Consider the following 20936-nt stretch of genomic DNA (forward strand, 5'->3'; position numbering starts at 1 on the left):
TCCAAACAATAAAAAAACCTCAGAAGAAAATTCTTCTAAGGTTTTTGAACAATTAGTTTAAGTTGTTTTTTGCAACTGTTGCTAATTCAGCGAAAGCTTTTTCGTCATGAACAGCTAAGTCAGCAAGCATCTTGCGGTTAACTTCGATACCAGCAACTTTTAAACCGTGCATTAAACGGCTGTAAGAAAGACCGTTAATACGAGCAGCTGCGTTGATACGAGTGATCCATAATTTACGGAAGTCACGTTTCTTTTGACGACGGTCACGGAATGCATATAGTAAAGATTTCATAACCTGTTGGTTAGCAACCTTAAATAATGTATTTTTAGAACCGTAGTAACCTTTTGCTAATTTTATAACTTTTTTACGACGTTGACGAGTAACTGTACCACCTTTTACTCTTGGCATAATATTACCTCCTATTTGTTCTATATATCAGCCGAACTTATTTTAAATTGTCAAGCATTTGACGAATGCGTTTGAAGTCACCAGCGCTTACTACACCAGCTTTACGTAGTTTACGTTTAGCTTTCGTAGATTTGTTAGCGAATAAATGGCTTGTGTAAGCGTGTGAACGCTTAAGTTTACCAGATCCAGTCTTTTTGAAACGCTTTGCAGCGCCGCGATGAGTTTTTTGTTTAGGCATAGGTATTTCCTCCTCTATCTATTACTTATCGTTTTTCGGTGCTAAAACTAAGAACATACTACGTCCTTCCATTTTAGGCTTAGATTCGATTGTACTAACTTCAGCACAAGCTTCTGAGAAGCGATCTAAAACACGTTGACCGATTTCTTTATGAGTAATGGCACGTCCTTTAAAGCGAATTGACGCTTTAACCTTGTCGCCTTTCTCTAAAAACTTGATAGCATTACGAAGTTTTGTGTTAAAGTCGTGTTCATCAATTGTTGGACTTAAACGAACTTCTTTCATGCTAATTACTTTTTGATTTTTGCGCTGTTCTTTTTCTTTCTTTTGTTGCTCAAAGCGGAATTTACCGTAGTCCATAATGCGGCATACTGGCGGTTTCGCATTTGGAGCAACCAATACTAAATCAAGATTAAGATTTGCAGCTAAGTCTAAAGCGTCATTACGAGACTTGATGCCAAGTTGATCACCATTCGCACCAACTAAACGTACTTCACGTGCACGAATTTGCTCGTTAATCATCATATCCTTGCTAATAGTAAGCCACCTCCAAGGTTTTCTTAGAATACGTTTGTAGTCATAGAACCCAAACAAAAAAGTGTGGGCATACGGACACCCACACTTGTACAATCTTAAGTAAGAAAGACATTTACCTGCTAACTGCGTATGCGTCAATCAGGTGAGAAGCGGGTGCTTCTACTTGTTCTACAAAACAATATTCTATTATCCTTGATGAGTTTACCATAGGATATAACGTCTGTCAAGAAGACGCGTTTTACTAACAACAAGAAATATTGTAACAAACAACACGAATACATGCAATACTTTTTTATGATAAGTCTTGTTTGGTTATTATTTCTAATTTTTGTTCCCCTTACCCATAAAACAAAGGCGCGGCATGCCGCGCCTTTTCCTTAGCGTTTCCCTTCAACTTTAATCATATCAACAAACGCATCTAATGCGATTGTTTCTGATTTTTGTTCACCGTATTTACGTACGTTTACGCCGTTTTCAGCAACTTCATTGTCACCTACTACAAGCATATACGGAATTTTTTGCATTTGTGCTTCACGGATTTTATAACCGATTTTCTCTTCACGAGTATCCACTTCCACACGGATACCAGCACGTTGCAAGTCTTCCTGTACTTTCTTCGCGTAGTCTAAATGTACTTGCGGAGAAACTGGGATTACTTGTGCTTGAACTGGCGCTAACCATGTTGGGAATGCACCTTTGTACTCTTCGATTAAGAAAGCAACGAAACGTTCCATAGTTGATACAACACCGCGGTGAATAACAACTGGACGATGAGGTTTACCATCTTCCCCAACGTAAGTTAATTCAAAGCGCTCCGGAAGTAAGAAGTCTAATTGTACAGTTGAAAGTGTTTCGTCTTTTCCAAGTGCAGTACGAACTTGAACGTCAAGTTTTGGACCGTAGAATGCAGCTTCACCTTCAGCTTCATAGTACTCAAGACCCATTTCATCCATAGCTTCTTTTAACATAGATTGTGCTTTTTCCCACATTTCATCGTCAGCATAATACTTTTTAGTATCTTCTGGATCACGATAAGATAAGCGGAATGAATAATTTTCTAAACCGAAGTCTTTATATACTTCTAAAGTTAAGTTTACAACGCGTTTTAATTCTTCTTTAATTTGATCTGGACGAACGAAAATGTGCGCATCATTTAAAGTCATTCCACGTACACGTTGTAATCCAGATAGTGCACCCGACATTTCATAGCGGTGCATTGTTCCAAGCTCTGCAATACGAATTGGTAATTCACGATAGCTGTGGATATCGTTTTTATACACCATCATATGGTGAGGGCAGTTCATTGGACGAAGTACTAATTCCTCATTATCCATTTCCATTGATGGGAACATGCCGTCTCGGTAGTGATTCCAGTGACCAGAAGTTTCATAAAGCTCTCTGCTTCCTAATACTGGAGTATATACGTGGTCATATCCTAAGCTCGCTTCTTTATCAACAATGTAACGCTCAATAATACGACGGATTGTTGCACCTTTTGGTAACCAAAGCGGTAACCCTTGTCCTACTTTTTGGCTATTTGTAAATAATTTCAACTCTTTACCTAATTTACGGTGGTCACGCTCTTTCGCTTCTTCAAGCATACGTAAATGCTCATCTAATTCTGCTTTCTTCACGAATGCAGTACCGTAAATACGCTGTAGCATTTTATTATTGCTATCGCCACGCCAGTAAGCACCTGCAACACTTAACAATTTAAACATTTTAATTTTCCCTGTAGATGGAAGGTGAACCCCACGGCAAAGGTCGTAGAATTCGCCTTGTTCATAAATTGAAATAATCGCATCTTCTGGAAGATCGTTAATCAATTCTAATTTTAGCTCATCGCCAATTTCTTCATAACGGCGAAGCGCTTCCGCACGTGGCACTTCATGACGAACGATTTCTAAATTCTCGTTCACAATCTTTTGCATCTCTTTTTCGATTTTTGGGAAGTCCTCAACTGTAATTGCTTCTTCCATATCGATATCGTAGTAGAAACCATTTTCGATTACTGGACCAATACCAAGTTTTACATCTTTATATAAACGTTTTAACGCTTGTGCTAAAAGATGGGCTGTTGAGTGGCGTAAAATGTATAAGCCATCTTCAGAATCTAATGTAATGATTGAAACTGCACCATCTTCTTCAATTGGTGTACGAAGATCGATCATCTCATCATTTAATTTTCCAGCCACAGCTTTTTTCTTTAAGCCTGGGCTAATAGAAGCTGCGATTTCTTCAGTTGTTGTTCCTTTTGGAAACTCCTTCACAGCTCCATCAGGGAAAGTAATTTTAACTACATCTGCCATCACTGGTCACTCCTTTTTTTCTCAAAATAAAAAACACTCATCCCGTAAAAAGGGACGAGTGTTGAATTCGTGGTTCCACCCTTGTTCCAATTAACTAAACTGTCAATTGCTCAAGTTCAACATAACGGTGTTGGCCGTTAGCAATTACTAGAAAAAGTGTTCACTGCTAAAGTTTAGAGGTGGTAAGTAATAAACCCGTACTAGGAAGCTCACACCCTAAGGCTTCCCTCTCTGAAAATCGTAGTAAATCACTCATGTCCTCATCGTAACATTTCAATATATTTCATTTATGTAGGTAATTATATGCTCAAAAACTTAGAAAATCAAGGGTGTTCCCTTTATTTTTTAAATTTTTCACGTTGTGTTCAAATTCATGCAGTGCACATAACTGAACTCGTTCTTGAAATACATTTTGAAGGGTAACAATCATATTGTGATCTTGCTCTTTCGTGTACAAATAAATCATTCTCGGCGCAATAGAAAGAAGCGGTGCAATTACCTTCGTGTCAATATATACGCCCTGCTTATTTAGTAAATCCTCTTCTATATATTGAACCAATTTTTCTTGTTTTAAACGTATTCCTTTTTCATCATAAAAAATAAAACTTTCATCAAATACAAGATGTAGACACGGTAAACGTGATTTTCGGCTGCTCACTTGTTGCCTTAGCATTTCTACAAACACTTGATATTCTTGCTCCATTTTATATTCATCGATCGCCACTTCCGCAAGTCGGTGTACCATCTCCCTATATGCGCGGAGGCGAAAACGAATATAAGATGAAAAAGAAAAAGAAAGTGGGTCACAGAGCCATCCTTTTAAAGAAGACATAATACGGACTTCAATCTTATTACGTGTTAGATCACGGGCAATCCCTTTTCGCTTTCCATTTAAGATAGCATGTGCCATATGTAAAATTTGATGGCACTCTTCTTGTTCTTCATAAAAAAATTTCTCTTTTAAAATAGTACGAAGCCATTCGTTTTGTTTTATATTAACAATAAAATAAAGAAGTACTGGTGTTAAAACTTTCTCAATATAATTCGATTCGCATATTGGTATATGAATCGTTACCTTTTGTTCATATAAATAAACACTTGTTTCTTTATATAGCTTTTCCGTTCTCTTTATCAGTTGTTGATATACGTGCGCAGCATCATTTTTTTCTTCGAAGCAGATTTCAATCACTCCTGTCCCCCCTTTTATCCCGCTCTACGGAGTTACTTTCTCTCAAGCCCCCGTAAGAGTCCAGTTCACGAAAGCTAGGCGCTAAGTAGCAATACCTGCTTCCGCTTCACTCTACAATCCTTGCTAATTTTATATATATTAAGGGACTAGAAAAAAAATGATACAAGCTCGTATGAAATTTCAAACATATACTGAAGAAACATAAAAAAAGAGCAAGCAGTATGCTCACTCTTTACGTATGACGACGATTTTTCCCACCAATTGGAACTGGCTTCGCCAAATACTTAATACGCTCCATAATACGCGCCGCTTTCATTTCTTCTGCTTCTCCACGCTGTGTGTAGGTTAAATGATGTTCTAGCTGTTTAAAGTCAAAATTAGACGTAAAGAACGTCGGTAAGTTTTCAAGCATACGGAACTGCAGTATAGCACCAAGCACATCATCACGCACAAAGCTTGACATTGCTTCCGCCCCAATATCATCTAACATTAATACTTGTACACGCTTCACCGCATCAATTTTTTCACCTATCGTATTATTTTGCAGTGAACTTTTAATTTCTCGTAAAAATTCTGGTAAGTATACGATCATTGAACTTATTTTTTTTAAGGCTAATTCATTCGCAATCGCTCCTAAGAGATACGTTTTCCCTACACCAAATTTACCGTAGAAATATAACGCTTGTACTTTTTTTCCAGGTTCGTATGCACTTAAAAATTCATTTGCTGCACGAATCGCCTCAATTCGCGGTTCTAAATCTGATGGATCTAAATTTTCCATAGAAGCCTGTAAAATATCACTTGGCATATAGACACTTTGAACTAATTTTTCATATTTCTTCCGCTCATCATAAGCCACTTTTCTTACGCAGCGATCATATTGAATATCAATCATCTTACCTTGAATAATCAGTTTCGGCTCATATCCTTGAATCATATTTTTACATGATTCTAAGTTCGGACAATCTGCACATCCAACACTTTGCCCAATGTATTCATACAGTTTCACAAGACTTCGCTCTATCATGGAAGTCGTCACTTCACCTTTATGTTCTTCAATAAACTCTTTCACACGCGGATGTGCCATCACTTCCGCCTTTAACACTTCGTATCTATTTTTAAAATTCTCATTTTGCATCAACTTTGCAAATGAATTTTGAATATGCTCCATTCTCTCACCTCAAAGAGCGTTCATTCTCTTCTATTAATCACGCTTATATTTTTTCAACTCTTCTTCCAATCTCTTTCGTTCTTCTTCTAACTTGCTCGATTTTTTCGCCACATTCGTAAGTTCCTTAGGCTGTTCTTCTGGTTGTTCCTTGGATTGTTCTTTCAACCAATCGGGCACCATTTCTTTCCGCACTGTTTTCTTCGAAGTATGACCCTTTTTCTTCGTTTCAGCCCATTCTTGATATTGACGATTCTCTTCTTTCGCCAATGCCATCGCTTCTGATACCGTACCTACTTTTTTTCGTGCCCAGTGCCCCGCAATTTTCTCAACATATGTTTTGGCAAGCTTCATATCCGAACGCAGCATCACATAATAAATAAGTACATTGACCACACCTGGCGTTAGTTTTTGATTCATCATTACTTCTTCTACAATTTGCAAATCTGCTTTCGTTGCTTCTGCCCCGCCTGAAATTTCTTTTAACAATTGTTTTGGAGAAATTTCTTCTAGCTGTTTAATGAGCATCTCTTCTTGCGTAGACGGCTCTTTCTCTTTCATCGTACGTGCAGCATGAGGCTGTACTCGTTCACTTAACACTGGAAGCGCTTGACCATTTTCAAATTGATACCAATCACGCGCTCCTTTCCGAAGCCTTTCCATATCAATCGTTTGCAATTCTGTCATTGCACCAAGCACAATATTTTGCATCGACAGCACATCCACACCATACACGTAAGAGAGTGTAACAACACATTCACGCACTTGGTCCGTAATCGCTTTTCGCGGCACAAGAGTCGATAACCCTTCTACAAATAAAGAAAAATCAAAGAAATCGTTCCAAAGTTGTGGGGCAGTTCCTTTTTCATTGCCCGGCATAACTGCGCTACTTGGAATTCGAAGTTCCTCTTGCGCATGTTCAAATTGCCCTGGATTAAAAGACCCAAATACATCATTAAAGGAATGTGTAACATTTTCATAAGAAGCAAAATCAAACTCTTCTTCTAAAAAATATTGTTTAACTTGATTATATTTCGCACGGCTTAATCGATTATACAAAAAGATGCTCAGGACAATATCATCAAAAAATTGTTTTGGTGATAACGGCGGCTGCAATTCGTATATAAACATTCGAATATCTTTTTCTTTTTTTATATATACGTTTAAAAGCCCAATTGCTTCTAATTTCATCCGTTCTTCATATACTCCAGGAAGCTGCATTTGCATTGTCACCATAAGAGAGTGGTGTGTATTCTCTTTTCCAAATACACGATCCTGCTCTAGCTCTCCCCACAGCGTCATGTATAAGCTAAAAGCCTTGCTACCCACTAATGGTTGATATAACATCGTTAATACCTTCCGATCGTAACTATGCAGCAACCCTGTCGCACTTACTTTATAACGATCAATTGGCAATAGCTCCATCCATGACTGTTTTTCCATCCTTGCAATTCCTTTCTTTCTTCCATTCTACGTATATAATTCCTTAGTGAAAAAGAGCTAATAGCTTTCGCTTCTAGCTCTTTTTCACCACTATTTGCGGGCTCAAAGTTTCACTTTATTCTCGTTCTTTTTGCAGTATATCTTTTAATTCTTCAATAAATACATTTAAATCTTTAAATTGACGATATACGGAGGCAAATCGTACATAAGCAACATCATCAATATCTCGAAGTGCCTCCATTACGATTTCACCGATCATATCACTTTTCACTTCTGATATTCCTAAATTACGAAGTTCACGCTCCACATTTTGTGTTACTTCTTCTAATTGTTTTAACGATACAGGTCTTTTTTCACACGCTTTAATTAATCCACGCAAAATCTTTTCTTTATTAAACTCTTCTCGTGTTCCCTCTTTTTTTACAACAATAAGAGGTGGTTCTTCTACTCGTTCAAATGTCGTAAATCGATTTAAACAACTTTCACACTCTCTTCTTCTTCGAATGGAGCGTCCCTCATCTACCGGACGTGAATCCAATACTCTTGTACCATTATGAAAACAGGCTGGACAACGCAACTCATTCACTCCCTTGCAATTTAATCTTCATTCTTTTTACTTCATCTACATGTGAAAATATATATACAATATTATATAACCTATTTGTATTTGCTCACTACCTTATCCTACTATTCACGTTCAATAATACATTACTTTTTAAAAATTTACTTTATAGCAAGCATTCGTCAAAAACAGTCTACCATTTTACAATTTCAAATTTATATAAACTAAAAAGAGGTGCATTATACACCTCTTTACATTTTAAATCAATTATGTTCTTTTTTAAAGAGCTTTTGTTTCTCTATGCTTAATTTCGAAGCTACCTGTGCCTCGAGGAAGCTCGATGCTCTCTCGCGTTTTCGCATTTAAACCTTCTGCAATATACTCTGCAGCAACATTTGGATCAATACGATCCCCGCAAGTATAAACATCAATACTTGCATAGCCGTGCTCTGGAAAGCTATGAATTGTTAAATGTGACTCCGAAATGATTACAACTCCACTTACACCCTGTGGCGCAAATTTATGAAAAGCAACCTCACGTACTTCAGCACCAGCTCTTAGTGCTGCATCCACAAATAATTGTTCAATAAACGGCATATCATTAAGCTTGTCGAAATCGCAATCCCACAGTTCAGCAATTACGTGACGACCCATCGTGTCCATAGTATCCATTCTACAGTTCCCCCTCATAAAAATTTAATCTAACTGTTCGAATTGAAAACTAATTTGCAATTTGGCTTGCTCTACTACCACGGGGGAAAGTTAGTCCAGAGAGGTCCTAACCCTTTAAGTAGTAACTACGTACCTCAGCTCTTAAGTTTACGAGTGTTAGTATACTTTGTTTATTTTCATTTTGCAACAACAGTTTTTTCGATTTTTTGTCATATTCTCTTCTTTACTTTTCCCCCAAAAAAATAATTGATTCACAAATGCAGTAATCACAATGTTTTTTTATATGTACCATTTATAAAAATATACTCATATAATTTTTTTCCTTTTCAGAAAAAAGCATAAAAAAGAAGACAAGCAATCGCTTGCCTTCCTTGTATCATTAAATGTGTTGCACACTTTCTTGTTTTGTTAATTCAGCGCCAACTAACTTCACAAGATCTACAACGCGGCGAGAGTAACCCCACTCGTTATCATACCAAGCAAGTACTTTCACTTTACGTTCGCCCATTACCATTGTAGATAAACTATCAATGATAGCTGAGTGTGTATTTGTATTAAAGTCAATCGAAACTAAAGGTTCCTCACTGAACTCAATAATCCCTTTCAATGGACCGTTTGCAACAGTTTTAAACGCTTCATTAATTTCCTCAACTGTTACATCACGTTTTACATCTACTACTAAGTCAACAAGAGACACGTTTGGTGTCGGAACACGAAGTGCCATCCCATGAAGTTTTCCGTTTAAATGTGGAAGAACTTTCGCTAGAGCTTTCGCAGCGCCTGTTGTTGTAGGAATAATAGACTGTCCACAAGCACGCGCTCTTCGTAAATCTTTATGTGGGTTATCAATATTTTTTTGGTCATTTGTATAAGCATGAACAGTTGTCATTAAACCGTTTTCAATTCCAAATTGCTCATCTAACACCTTAACAACAGGCGCTAAACAGTTTGTTGTACAAGATGCATTTGAAATCACAGTATGGTTTGTAATATCTAATTGTTCTTCGTTTACACCAACTACAATTGTTACATCTTCATTTTTACCAGGTGCTGTTAAAATAACCTTTTTCGCTCCAGCTTCTACGTGAAGAATTGCTTTTTCTTTCGCATTAAATTTACCAGTTGCTTCAATTACAATTTCAACATCCAGTTCTTTCCAAGGCAATTCTTTTGGATCGCGGTTGTTTAGAAGGCGAATCATTTTCCCATCCACTAATAAATGATCTTCAAATGCTTCCACTGTTCCGTCAAACTTGCCATGAACTGTATCATACTTGATTAAATGTGCTAATGTTTCTGGTGGATAGCTTGCGTTAATCGCTACAATTTCGAATGCGCTTTCTTTTATCGCTTGACGAAATACCATTCTCCCAATACGTCCAAATCCATTAATTGCCACACGAGTCATAATATGTTATCCCCCTTGAATGCGTTATACTATTTATCTCCAATCCCAATAATAGTATAACACAAAAAGAAGATATGTCACTAAGCATTTTCACTAATTTCACAATTTTTTAGTTAATAATGTTCCATTCTTTTAAAATGAGCTGTAATTGCGCTTTTGTCTCAGCAATTGTGCCATCATTATAAATAACTTTATTAGCTAATGTTGCTTTCTCCGCTAAAGGCATTTGCGAATCAATACGTGCTTTCGCATCCTCTTCTGTAAAGCCATTTCGCTTCATTAAACGTTCTAATTGCATACTAGGTGATACAGCTACAACTACAATCTGATCAACAAGTGCTGTTAACTTACTCTCAAATAGAAGCGGAATATCTAACACAACCGCTTGCACTCCTTCCTTTATGTACATGTCCTTCTGCACATTCATTTCTTTGCGGACAGCTGGATGAACAATTTTATTTAAGCGCAATCGTTTTTCTTCATTATGAAATACAATACTCCCAAGCTTTTGACGATCAAGTTCGCCATCTGCTTGTAATATTTCTTCACCGAATACGTCTACAATTTCTTTATATGCTTCTTTACCTTGTTCTACAACTTCTCTTGCAATAATATCCGCGTCAATTACAGGTATTTGCAGTTCACGAAACATTTGTGAAACAGTACTTTTTCCACTTGCAATACCTCCTGTTAAACCTATAACAATTGTCATTCTATTTCCTCCTCACAAATAAAAGCGTGAAACTTATGTTTCACGCTCCCACTTACATTTTCCAAATTCCAATAATAATAAGTAAAATCCCAGGTAGGAACGTAAATTTTTGTAACCATCGCATATTCGATAAAACCGTTCCTAGCCTCATTCCGATAAATAAAAACAGAGAACTCATAACGGCAACTAACACTGCCATCATGGCGGGTGTATATCCTAGTAAGGATGCACCAATCCCTGCTCCAAACGAGTCTACTGAAAGAGCGATACCTAAAAGCAAGGCTTCCCCACCAGAAATCGTGCCTGATTTATCAAAATCGGCAACAGTCGGTTTCCGTAAAATTTGAATGACTAACCCAAGCGAAGCAATTTCTAACTTCCAAACTTTCTCTTCTTGCTGCGGTTCGTCTTTTTTATCACTCCGAAAAAACTGATACAACACCCACGCTCCAATAGCCACTAAAACGATTCCGCCAATGCGCGTTGCAATCACCGGAGAAAACACCTTAGCAATCATATGTCCAATTCCCATCGACACAAGCATAACAGCCGCTGAACACATTCCAATGATGAGTATCGATTTTAACGGAATCCGTACGCTCCGCAAACCATAAGTAAGCCCTACACTACAGCTATCTAAACTTAATGTAAAAGCTAATAAAATAAGAGAGAAATAATGATACATCGGTAAGCTCCTTCCCTATACATAGCTTTGCTGTATGTATATGACAAATGCCTATCCGATGTTATTAGAAAACGATATCTTTCTTAGCTTTTTGGCTGGCACATAGGACAATAATGCGTTCCTCGTCCACCAACAACTGTCTTTTCAATCACGTTCCCACAAGTTACGCATGGTTCACCTTTTCTTCCATACACATTTAGAAGCTCTTGGAACGAGCCAATTTGTCCTTGCGAATTGATATACGTTCTGATTGTACTTCCACCGCGCTCAACAGCCTCCGCTAATGTTGCAACGGTCGCCGCATGAATCTTTTCAATTTCAGCTTTCGTTAAAGATGAAGCTTCTCGTTCCGGGTGAATCCCGGAACGGAATAAAACTTCATCTACATATATATTACCAAGCCCGACTAAAAGACGTTGATCGAGCAATACAACTTTTATTTTACGGTTTGTCTTTTGCAATCTTTCTTGCAAATACCCTACTGTCAGTTCAACGTCAAATGGCTCAGGCCCTAAATCAGCAAGTGGCATTTGGTCAAATTCTTCACCTTTTTTAAAGAGATGCATCGTGCCGAACTTTCTTACATCTTTATAGTGTAACTCTGTACCATCTGTAAACTGGAAACGCACATGCGTATGTTTATCTACCGGCTCATCATCTTTATGAAGCAAATATTTCCCTTCCATACGCAAATGTGAAACAATAACATACTTTGTTACATATAGAAGTAAAAACTTACCTCTTCGCTCAATCCGTTCAATCTTTTCACCTCGTAACATTTCTTTAAAGAGCTCTGCGTCATCTGGTCGCTTTACTAATTTTGGATACGTTACGATCACATCTTGAATTGTTTTTCCCGTTACAAGGTTTTCAAGTGTCCTTCTAACATTTTCAACCTCTGGTAGTTCAGGCATTCAATCACTTCCTTATTTTGCGTCATACCAAGTTGGACCAGAAGAATAATCAACTTTTAGAGGAACAGCAAGTTCAATCGCATGCTCCATCACTTCAGGTACAAGCTTTTCTAATTTTTCTACTTCTTCTTTTGGCACTTCAAAGATCAATTCATCGTGTACTTGCAGAAGAAGACGCGCTTGTAAGCCTTCTTCTTCTAAGCGATCCGCCATAATAATCATCGCTTTTTTAATAATATCTGCCGCACTACCTTGAATTGGTGTATTCATCGCAGTACGCTCCGCAAAGCTGCGCAAATTAAAATTACGACTCGTAATTTCCGGAATATAACGGCGACGATTTAATAATGTAGAAACGTATCCTTTTTGCTTCGCTTCTTGTACAATCTCATCCATATATTCTTTTACACCAAGGAAGCTTGCGAAATACTTTTCAATAAATTCCCCTGCTGCTTTTCGTGTGATTCCTAAGTTTTGTGAAAGCCCATAGTCACTAATACCATACACAATTCCGAAGTTAACCGCTTTTGCTTGACGTCTCATATTCGATGTTACTTCATCTTTTCCAACGCCAAACACGTCTATTGCAGTTTTCGTATGAATATCCATATCATGCTGGAACGCTTCTACTAACCCTTTGTCTTTTGCAATATGCGCCAAGACACGCAGTTCAATTTGTGAATAATCGGCTGCATACATAACCCAGCCTTCTTTTGAAGGAATGAACGCCTGACGAATCTTTCTTCCTTCTTCTAAACGGATCGGGATATTTTGCAAGTTTGGGTCTGTAGAACTTAATCGGCCCGTTTGCGTTAACACTTGATTAAAACGAGTATGAATTTTAGATGAATCTTCATGAACAACTTTTAATAATCCTTCAATATATGTCGAATTTAATTTTCCTAATTGACGATAGTGTAAAATTTTAGGGATAATTTCATGATGCTCCATTAACTTGTCCAGCACATCAGCTGACGTAGAATATCCTGTTTTCGTCTTTTTAATAACCGGTAGGTTTAAATTCTCAAATAGAATCACGCCAAGCTGCTTTGGAGAATTAATATTAAATTCCGTTCCTGCAAGCTCATAAATTTCTTGTTCCATTTCCTTAAGCCTTCCAGCAAGCTCATCTCCCATACTACGTAAGCGCTCTGTATCAACCGTAACACCTTTCACTTCCATTTCAGCTAACACACGAGCAAGCGGCATTTCAAGCTCAGTAAATAGTTCATATTGTTCATTTTTTTGTAGTTCTTCTACAAATGTTTTTTGCACATCGTATAATACATGTACTTTTCGAGCTACGTGCTCCGCGACTATATCTTGCGCAGGAACCGCACGTTTTGCACCTTTTCCATACACTTCTTCATCAGATTTAACAGCATGCGTTTCTTTCATTTTCGCTACGGCACGGAAATCTTTATCTGTATCTGCTGGATCAAGTAAATAAGCGGCAATTAGTAAATCAAAGTCAATCCCTTGAATCTCTATACCTTTCCACTTAAGTGCAACAATGGCACGTTTCGCATCAAACGTATACTTTCTCATTTCATCATCTGCAAGCCACTTCTTAAAAGCTTCAGATTTTAGCGCAACATCGCTCGGAATGAAATAACAGCCATTTTCATTTTGAATACCGAACCCTTGAATATCAGCTTTATGATAATTGCCTTCTTGTACTTCCACAATAATTGCACTATCTTGCTGCAGCATTTCTTCTGTCACTTCTTCTGCAATATCAAATGAAATATCATCTAATTCAGCTGGAGCTGTTTCTTCAGGAGTCGCACCGAGCTTATTTAATAGCGAAGTAAATCCTAAATTCTCAAACATTGGAATGACGTCACTTGCTTCATATCCTTTGTATTCGATATCATCTACATGCACTGTAATTGGTGCATCGGTAATAATTGTGGCAAGCTCTTTACTCATAAACGCTTGCTCTTTATTCATTTCTAGATTTTCTTTTAATTTTTTTCCGCTCACCTTGTCTAAGTTCTCATATACTGCTTCTACTGTTTCAAATTGCGTTAACAATTTGATTGCTGTCTTCTCACCAACTCCCGGTACACCTGGGATGTTATCCGATTGATCTCCCATTAAACCTTTCATATCAATAATTTGCTTTGGTGATAAACTATATTTTTCGAATAACGCTTCTTTCGTATATTCATCTACTTCTGTAATCCCTTTTCGCGGAATACATACAAGCGTAGTATCAGAAACAAGCTGCAGTAAATCTTTATCTCCAGAAATAACTTTTACGTGAGCACCTTGTTCGTTCGCTTCTTTCGCTAGTGTGCCCATAATGTCATCTGCTTCATAGTTCTCTAACTCATAGCGTGGTACGTGAAACGCATCTAACAGTTCACGAATAAATGGGAATTGCTCTGATAGCTCCGGTGGCGTTTTTTGACGACCTCCTTTATATTCGCTAAATGTTTTGTGACGAAATGTTGTTTTACCCGCATCAAACGCAACAAGCATATGTGTTGGTTTTTCTTCTTCTAATATTCTCATTAACATCATCGTAAAACCATAAATTGCGTTCGTATGTATACCTTTGTCGTTATTTAAAAGCGGCAGTGCAAAGAAAGCACGATACGCGATATTATTTCCATCGACTAATACGACCTTTTTTTCCAAATTAGAAACCTCCCCATACAAATTTAAAACGATTTATATATAAATCCAAATTAAAAAACCGACATAACCCCTTTTTTTAGGAGGGAGAGAGCATCCAGCCATGCATAGAAGCGGTCACCCCATGCCAAGTTAAAACAAAAAGAGAAAACGAGCGCAGGTCACCTTTTGTTCTTCATAGCAGTGACTTATATATTGAAAAATCAAAATGGATTTATATAGAAAGAAAAAACCGTCTTTTCCTTCTCTCTATATTAACACGACTAAGAGAGAGAAGAAAAATAACGGTTCTTCCTACTACATATATTTAATGTAAAATGGAGATGCTGTCACAATATCTCATGAATTAAAATAACCTTATCGTATTGATATAACACTTGGATATAAGTTACATAGAGATATTTCAAAAACAAAGATATTATAGTTTCACAAAAAGGGAAGTGACGAGAATAGAGCACCTATTCTCGTCCAAAATTACTCCTTGGATGAAGGGGTTTTCATGTATTATATTAACAGGACTTTATTAATATTTAATGAAGCTATTGTTAATATAATGTAAATATATCCCGTTCAAACGTTTACTATATAAATCCAAATTAAGAAACCGACATAAACCCTTTCTTTTTAGGCGAGAGAGAGTATCCGGCCATGCATAGAAGCGGTCAGACCCTCTTCCTGCTCCATGCCAAGTTAAAGCAGAAAGAAAAAACGAGTGTAGGTCACCTTTTTCATATCAACGACTTATATATCGAAAAATCAAAATAGATTTATATAGCTCTCATCCAATAAAGTGAAACTTTAATTAGTGGTTTTTCCATACCCCACTGATTATTAGCCCTCACCAATCAGGCTTTTACGGGCAGCCCGACTCCACCTACCTTCTTTGCTTTTGCTGAACTTTGAGGTGGGGGTCTTACTGCCCGCGAATAGCGGGCGGGATAAAGGTTGCACATTATCATTACTTCTCCAAATCCGATTTCGGTAAAGCAACTGTAAATGTTGTTCCTTCCCCTACTTCACTCTCTACAGTAACTGTCCCATGATGGGCTTCTACTAAATGTTTTACAATCGATAACCCAAGGCCTGTACCGCCTGTATTTCTGCTTCTCGCTTTATCTACACGATAAAAACGTTCAAAAATACGTGGGATTTCTTCTTTACTAATCCCAATTCCTGTATCAGATACCTGTATATAAGCGTTATGTTCATCCTCTAACAACTCTACAGAAACCGTCCCGCCGGCTGGTGTGTATACAATTGCATTATTAACTAAATTGATAAAGATTTGTTTTAATCGGCTCGGATCTCCTATCACTGAAACGTGTCTCAACACATCAACTTGTAAGGAAATTTCTTTATCTTGTGATTTATTCTCTAGCACCATTTTAATTTCTTCAAGCAATTCCTTCATCTCAACAGTACCCATATTTAACTTAAATCCTTGTTGTTCAATCTTTGATAGATCCAATAAGTCTTCGATTAAGCCTTGCATACGCTCGCTTTCCTTTAAAATAATGTTCAGGAAATGCTCGCAAAACTGCTGATTTTCCATCGCACCATCAAGTAACGTTTCAGAAAATCCCTTAATAGAAGTAATTGGCGTCTTTAATTCATGTGAAACATTTGCTAAAAAGTCTTTTCGCATTTGCTCTAGTTTCTTTAGCTCTGTTATATCGTGGAATACGAGAACAATCCCTTTCCATTCATGATTTGTCCCAATAATTGGTGCGCCATATACTTCAAAGTGCTTTCTTTCAATACCAAGTGGCAGTAGCATTTGCTTGCGTACTTTCACTTCTGTCATAAAAATTTCTTCCACAAGTTCAATGATTTCTGCATGAAGAAATGCTTCATAATACAAACGATCTAAATACTCTTCATCCGTTACATGAAATATTTCTTTATACGAACGGTTTACAAGACTTATATAACCACGGCTATCAATTAAAATCATACCGCTTCCCATATTTTCAATCAGTGTATGTAAACGATCTTGTTGCATTTCTTGCTCTAGCGTCATTTCTTGTAAATTACGCGCTAAAATATTGATTGCCTTACTTAACATCCCCGTTTCATCTGAATGACTTTCATAAGCACGCGCTTTATAATTCCCCTTCGCCAATTCAATCGCTACTTTCGTAACAGACTCTATCGGACGAATATATTGACCTGTAATTTTCACACCAAGAAAAACAACAACAAGACAAGCAATCACAAACCCTACAATGAGTAATCCCCACGTTTTTTGATGAACATCTTTCAAAGGAGCAATTGTACTTTTTAGAATGATGTACCCTTGCTTCCCCTCTGCATCTTGAACAAACACCGCATGATGGAATACATTTTTATCATCTGTTTCCTTCGTAATCACTCTATTTTTTTGTTTTGCTGTTTCAGAGGAAAGTTCCTCAATTGTCGCTTGGTCGAATATAGGTTGCTTACCTTTACTATATTTGACTTTCTTCGCTTCATCAGTAAATATAACCGAAACCGGCACTTGTTCTTCTAATTTCTCAAATACGTTTGGCGCTTTTAGAACATGATCAATACCTTCCGCCTCTACTAATGAAGCAACATATCTTGCCTCTTTTACCGTTCTGTCTTTCGCATGATCGATGTAGTAATTCTCAAACACCGTTTCCAAAAGTACTCCTAGTCCAACTAAAATAAGAATAATAAGAGAAACAAATGTAAAGAGAAGCCTCGAGCGAAATTTATTCATCCCCCTTTGGCTCCTCTAATTTATAACCTAATCCACGAATTGTTTTAATGTACGCTGGTTTTTTCGTATTCTTTTCAATTTTATCCCGCAAATGACTAATATGAACATCGACGATTCTTGTATCGCCGGCAAAATCATAATTCCATACAGCACTTAGTAACTGATCACGTGTTAATACACGACCCTTATTCCTTGCTAAATATACAAGTAACTCAAATTCTTTTGGCGTTAGTTCTAGCTTTTCTCCTTGGAAATACGCCTCATAAAATTCAGGTAAAATTCTTAAATCATAGATATTGATACTATTTTCATCCTGCACTTCTGAAACTGGTTCATCTTGCAATTTCGTACGACGTAAAATTGCCTTCACACGTGCAACAACTTCCCTTGGGCTAAATGGCTTTGTCATATAATCATCTGCCCCAAGCTCAAGACCTAACACTTTATCAAACTCATCATCTTTCGCTGTTAGCATTAAAATAGGTGTCATAATACGCTGCAAACGTAATTCTTTACACACTTCCATACCATCCATTTTTGGAAGCATTAAATCTAATATAATCAGATCTGGACGTTCCGTTGTTGCTTTATGAAGCGCAACTTCACCATCCATCGCTGTTATCACTTCAAATCCTGCTTGCTGCAAATTGAATTCAATTAAAGTTAAAATAAACTCCTCATCATCAACAACTAAAATTCGATTGCTCATTCTCTTCCTCCAAGTTATAGACTTGAAACCTTCTTCATCCTAGTATTTCCCCACTATTTCCATCATACTAGAAAACAATCCCCCTCTCAATAGAATTGTCCATTCACTAAGTTTGATTGTGCTATAGTTATATAGGAAAATATATCTAATAGAAAGCGATGGTACATATTCATGTTTAAAGCAGCTGTTATTTTCATTCTTGCCGGACTAGCTGAAATTGGTGGTGGATATCTCATCTGGAAATGGATACGAGAAGGTGGTTCCATCTGGTTCGGTCTAATAGGAGGAATCATTTTATGTTTATATGGTGTAATTGCCACATTCCAAGTATTTTCTAGTTTCGGACGTGTATACGCAGCTTATGGCGGTGTATTTATTCTCATGAGTTTATTATGGGGATGGATGGTTGATAAGAAAACACCTGATTTGTTCGATTGGGCTGGTGCAGCTGTTTGCCTTGTCGGTGTGTTTATTATTCTTTGGCCACGTGGCTAAAAACAGGTATCCATTTGACTTATATCTCCTTAAAATGTAATAATCAATATAATTAAATTTTAATATAAAGATTAAACTATTAAGGAGCGAATTCAAAATGAATCGTAAAAATTGGGTATTATCTGGCTTCGCTTTATTATTTGTAGTTGGTTTTACTGCCGGCTTTTCAAACTGGGAAACATTACAAACTGGCATCTCTGATTTCTCAGAAGGGTTTGCAGAAGGGTTTTTCAGTTAAGTTATACTTACATTCGATCCTATAAAGTAAAACTTTAATCAGTGGGGGTTTTCTTCGTCCCCCACTGATTATTAGCCCTCACCAATCGGGCTTTTACGGACAGTTCATCTCCCACCTAACTTCTTTGCTTTCGCTGAATTTTGAGGTGGGAGTGTTACTGTCCGTTAATGCGGGATAAAAAAATAGTGCTAACCTAGCATATAATAGGTTAGCACTATTTTTCATTACACTCTTACTAACTCATTATTAAAAATTATCCAATGCTTTTTCTAAAATAGAAGCTGATTTGTAAGGCGGCGCTACTGTTAGTACACCTTTCACAACCACTTCTTCTTTTTCATCATAAGCGAATACACGCATATCAATCGTATGCTCTTCCCCCGCAACTGCTACAACTTCAAAATGAATTTGCAAAGTTTCATAATGATGTACAGGCTTCACAAAAGTCAGGTCCTTCCTAACAACATGACTGCCTGGACCTGGTAAATATTTCGTAACTGCCGTTGTAATCATACCCGTTAACATAATGCTTGGTACAATTGGTTTTTCATACGGAGTTTGGGATGCGTAATCATGCTGAATATATAATGGATTTGAATCATTTGTTAATCCTAAATACAATAACAGATCTTTATCCTCAATTTTTTCAGTGATAGATAACTTTTCTCCTACTGTAATCTCATCCATTCGACGACCAATTTGAATTTTTTTCTTTAACATGTTACAATCCCCCTCCAATTTTTATTTTATTATCCTACCAAAAGCAATATATTATCCGAAGCGCTACTATAATGAGGGCAATGTATATTATAAGTCTATGTTCCCATTGTAGGACACAATTAATGATAGCGTTTTCATATTATTTTAAAAAAATAATCCTCTAAATAGTAGAAAAAGATTCGGGACCCCGAATCTTTTTCTAACATATATTTTGTATTAAATAAGAACTTTCATAACGTTACGTACAGATTCTACCGAACGATCTAACGCTTCTTTTTCTTCTTCACGAAGTTCTAATTCAATAATTTTTTCAATTCCGTTACCACCTAGAATTACTGGTACACCTAGGTAAAGGTCGCTATAGCCATATTCACCTTCAAGGTATGCGATAGCTGGTAATACGCGGCGTTGATCTTTTAAAATCGCTTCAGTCATTTCAACTAAAGAAGCAGCTGGCGCGTAGTATGCACTACCGTTTCCTAGTAAACTTACAATTTCGCCGCCGCCTTTACGCGTACGTTCTACGATTTCTTCTAAGCGTTCTGCAGGAATTAATGTTTCTAATGGAATACCGCCCGCATAAGAATAACGTACAAGAGGCACCATGTCATCACCGTGGCCACCAAGAACGAATCCTGTAATGTCTTTAACAGAAAGATTTAATTCTTGTGCGATGAATGTACGGAAACGAGCTGTATCTAATACACCAGATTGACCGATAACACGCTCTTTCGGGAATCCAGCTTCTTTAAATACAGAATATGTCATTGCATCAACTGGATTTGTTAACACAACAATAATTGCGTTTGGTGAATGTTTTGCGATATCTTTCGTAATACTTTTCATAATTTTAGAGTTTGTTGCTACTAAATCATCACGGCTCATACCTGGTTTACGTGCAATTCCTGCTGTAATAACAACAACGTCAGAATCAGCAGTATCTACGTAATCAGATGTGCCGATAATGTTAGCATCAAAACCTTGTACAGGGCTTGCTTCTAACATATCTAACGCTTTCCCTTTTGTTGGATTCTCCAGTTGTGGAATGTCCACTAATACAACATCTGCAAGCTCTTTTTGAGCTAATAAAAACGCTGTTGTTGCTCCGGTAAATCCTGCACCGATGACTGATACTTTTTTGCGTTTGATTGTCATAATTTCTC

At 37.2% G+C, this 20936-nt stretch carries 20 protein-coding genes and 2 other annotated features; of the genes, 2 read left to right on the forward strand and 18 right to left on the reverse strand.

The annotated features are described in order from the left end of the window. Nucleotides 1-52: 52 nt before the first annotated feature. The 16 genes from rplT to ORL93_RS14250 form a co-directional block, all read right to left on the reverse strand. Nucleotides 53-409 (reverse strand): 50S ribosomal protein L20, encoded by a 357-nt coding sequence (gene rplT, locus ORL93_RS14175; protein ID WP_003201011.1) that lies wholly within the window; start codon nucleotides 407-409, stop codon nucleotides 53-55. A 37-nt stretch (nucleotides 410-446) separates the two neighbouring features. Continuing rightward, on the reverse strand, nucleotides 447-647 hold the full coding sequence (rpmI, locus tag ORL93_RS14180) for a 50S ribosomal protein L35 (protein ID WP_001125945.1): 201 nt from the start codon (nucleotides 645-647) through the stop codon (nucleotides 447-449). A gap of 21 nt (nucleotides 648-668) precedes the next feature. Then, complete coding sequence (gene infC, locus ORL93_RS14185) at nucleotides 669-1172, reverse strand: translation initiation factor IF-3 (RefSeq protein WP_000973214.1); 504 nt, start codon at nucleotides 1170-1172, stop codon at nucleotides 669-671. 61 nt (nucleotides 1173-1233) lie between these two features. Beyond that, nucleotides 1234-1355 (reverse strand) — a sequence feature (ribosomal protein L20 leader region). Between the two features lie 206 nt (nucleotides 1356-1561). Further along, nucleotides 1562-3493 (reverse strand): threonine--tRNA ligase, encoded by a 1932-nt coding sequence (thrS, locus tag ORL93_RS14190; protein ID WP_097795342.1) that lies wholly within the window; start codon nucleotides 3491-3493, stop codon nucleotides 1562-1564. Between the two features lie 47 nt (nucleotides 3494-3540). Further along, nucleotides 3541-3769 (reverse strand) — a binding site (T-box leader). A gap of 31 nt (nucleotides 3770-3800) precedes the next feature. Then, nucleotides 3801-4682: a putative sporulation protein YtxC gene (ytxC, locus tag ORL93_RS14195; RefSeq protein ID WP_006096188.1), complete on the reverse strand. Its 882-nt coding sequence runs from the start codon at nucleotides 4680-4682 to the stop codon at nucleotides 3801-3803. 232 nt (nucleotides 4683-4914) lie between these two features. Next, complete coding sequence (gene dnaI, locus ORL93_RS14200) at nucleotides 4915-5853, reverse strand: primosomal protein DnaI (protein WP_003201005.1); 939 nt, start codon at nucleotides 5851-5853, stop codon at nucleotides 4915-4917. 33 nt (nucleotides 5854-5886) lie between these two features. Beyond that, entirely contained in the window at nucleotides 5887-7293 is a 1407-nt protein-coding gene (locus tag ORL93_RS14205) for a replication initiation and membrane attachment family protein (protein ID WP_097795341.1), read from the reverse strand. 115 nt (nucleotides 7294-7408) lie between these two features. After that, nucleotides 7409-7870, reverse strand: a complete 462-nt coding sequence (gene nrdR, locus ORL93_RS14210) for a transcriptional regulator NrdR (RefSeq protein WP_016116577.1) — start codon at nucleotides 7868-7870, stop codon at nucleotides 7409-7411. Between the two features lie 264 nt (nucleotides 7871-8134). Then, the gene (gene speD, locus ORL93_RS14215; RefSeq protein WP_006096185.1) at nucleotides 8135-8518 is read right to left on the reverse strand and encodes an adenosylmethionine decarboxylase; all 384 of its coding nucleotides are present in this window, start codon (nucleotides 8516-8518) and stop codon (nucleotides 8135-8137) included. A gap of 388 nt (nucleotides 8519-8906) precedes the next feature. Beyond that, nucleotides 8907-9935, reverse strand: coding sequence for a glyceraldehyde-3-phosphate dehydrogenase (locus ORL93_RS14220; RefSeq protein ID WP_018764454.1), 1029 nt, complete (start codon nucleotides 9933-9935; stop codon nucleotides 8907-8909). 109 nt (nucleotides 9936-10044) lie between these two features. Beyond that, nucleotides 10045-10647: a dephospho-CoA kinase gene (coaE, locus tag ORL93_RS14225; protein WP_097795340.1), complete on the reverse strand. Its 603-nt coding sequence runs from the start codon at nucleotides 10645-10647 to the stop codon at nucleotides 10045-10047. Between the two features lie 52 nt (nucleotides 10648-10699). Further along, nucleotides 10700-11332, reverse strand: a complete 633-nt coding sequence (ytaF, locus tag ORL93_RS14230; protein WP_003200991.1) for a sporulation membrane protein YtaF — start codon at nucleotides 11330-11332, stop codon at nucleotides 10700-10702. An 83-nt stretch (nucleotides 11333-11415) separates the two neighbouring features. Further along, entirely contained in the window at nucleotides 11416-12246 is an 831-nt protein-coding gene (mutM, locus tag ORL93_RS14235; RefSeq protein ID WP_097795339.1) for a DNA-formamidopyrimidine glycosylase, read from the reverse strand. Between the two features lie 12 nt (nucleotides 12247-12258). Beyond that, nucleotides 12259-14892 (reverse strand): DNA polymerase I, encoded by a 2634-nt coding sequence (polA, locus tag ORL93_RS14240; RefSeq protein WP_265959150.1) that lies wholly within the window; start codon nucleotides 14890-14892, stop codon nucleotides 12259-12261. A gap of 955 nt (nucleotides 14893-15847) precedes the next feature. Beyond that, nucleotides 15848-17611 carry a two-component system histidine kinase PnpS gene (gene pnpS / locus ORL93_RS14245; RefSeq protein ID WP_018781625.1) on the reverse strand — a complete coding sequence of 588 codons (1764 nt, stop codon included), beginning with the start codon at nucleotides 17609-17611 and terminating at the stop codon, nucleotides 15848-15850. Further along, complete coding sequence (locus tag ORL93_RS14250; RefSeq protein WP_003200984.1) at nucleotides 17604-18320, reverse strand: response regulator transcription factor; 717 nt, start codon at nucleotides 18318-18320, stop codon at nucleotides 17604-17606. Before ORL93_RS14250 ends, pnpS begins: the two co-directional genes overlap by 8 nt. A 171-nt stretch (nucleotides 18321-18491) precedes the next feature. On the opposite strand from ORL93_RS14250, the gene ORL93_RS14255 reads away from it, so the two are divergent. Further along, entirely contained in the window at nucleotides 18492-18815 is a 324-nt protein-coding gene (locus ORL93_RS14255) for a YnfA family protein (RefSeq protein ID WP_006096178.1), read from the forward strand. A 97-nt stretch (nucleotides 18816-18912) separates the two neighbouring features. Next, a complete protein-coding gene (locus ORL93_RS14260; RefSeq protein WP_003200980.1) occupies nucleotides 18913-19053 on the forward strand; it encodes a hypothetical protein in 141 nt (46 codons plus the stop codon). 246 nt (nucleotides 19054-19299) lie between these two features. Here ORL93_RS14260 and ORL93_RS14265 read toward each other — a convergent pair whose 3' ends face one another. Continuing rightward, the gene (locus ORL93_RS14265) at nucleotides 19300-19773 is read right to left on the reverse strand and encodes a MaoC/PaaZ C-terminal domain-containing protein (protein WP_006096177.1); all 474 of its coding nucleotides are present in this window, start codon (nucleotides 19771-19773) and stop codon (nucleotides 19300-19302) included. Between the two features lie 216 nt (nucleotides 19774-19989). Beyond that, nucleotides 19990-20928, reverse strand: coding sequence for a malate dehydrogenase (gene mdh / locus ORL93_RS14270; protein WP_003200975.1), 939 nt, complete (start codon nucleotides 20926-20928; stop codon nucleotides 19990-19992). Between the last annotated feature and the right edge of the window lie 8 nt (nucleotides 20929-20936).

Origin of the sequence: Bacillus sp. DHT2 (assembly GCF_026241455.1) — a bacterium.
GTDB classification, from domain to species: domain Bacteria; phylum Bacillota; class Bacilli; order Bacillales; family Bacillaceae_G; genus Bacillus_A; species Bacillus_A pseudomycoides.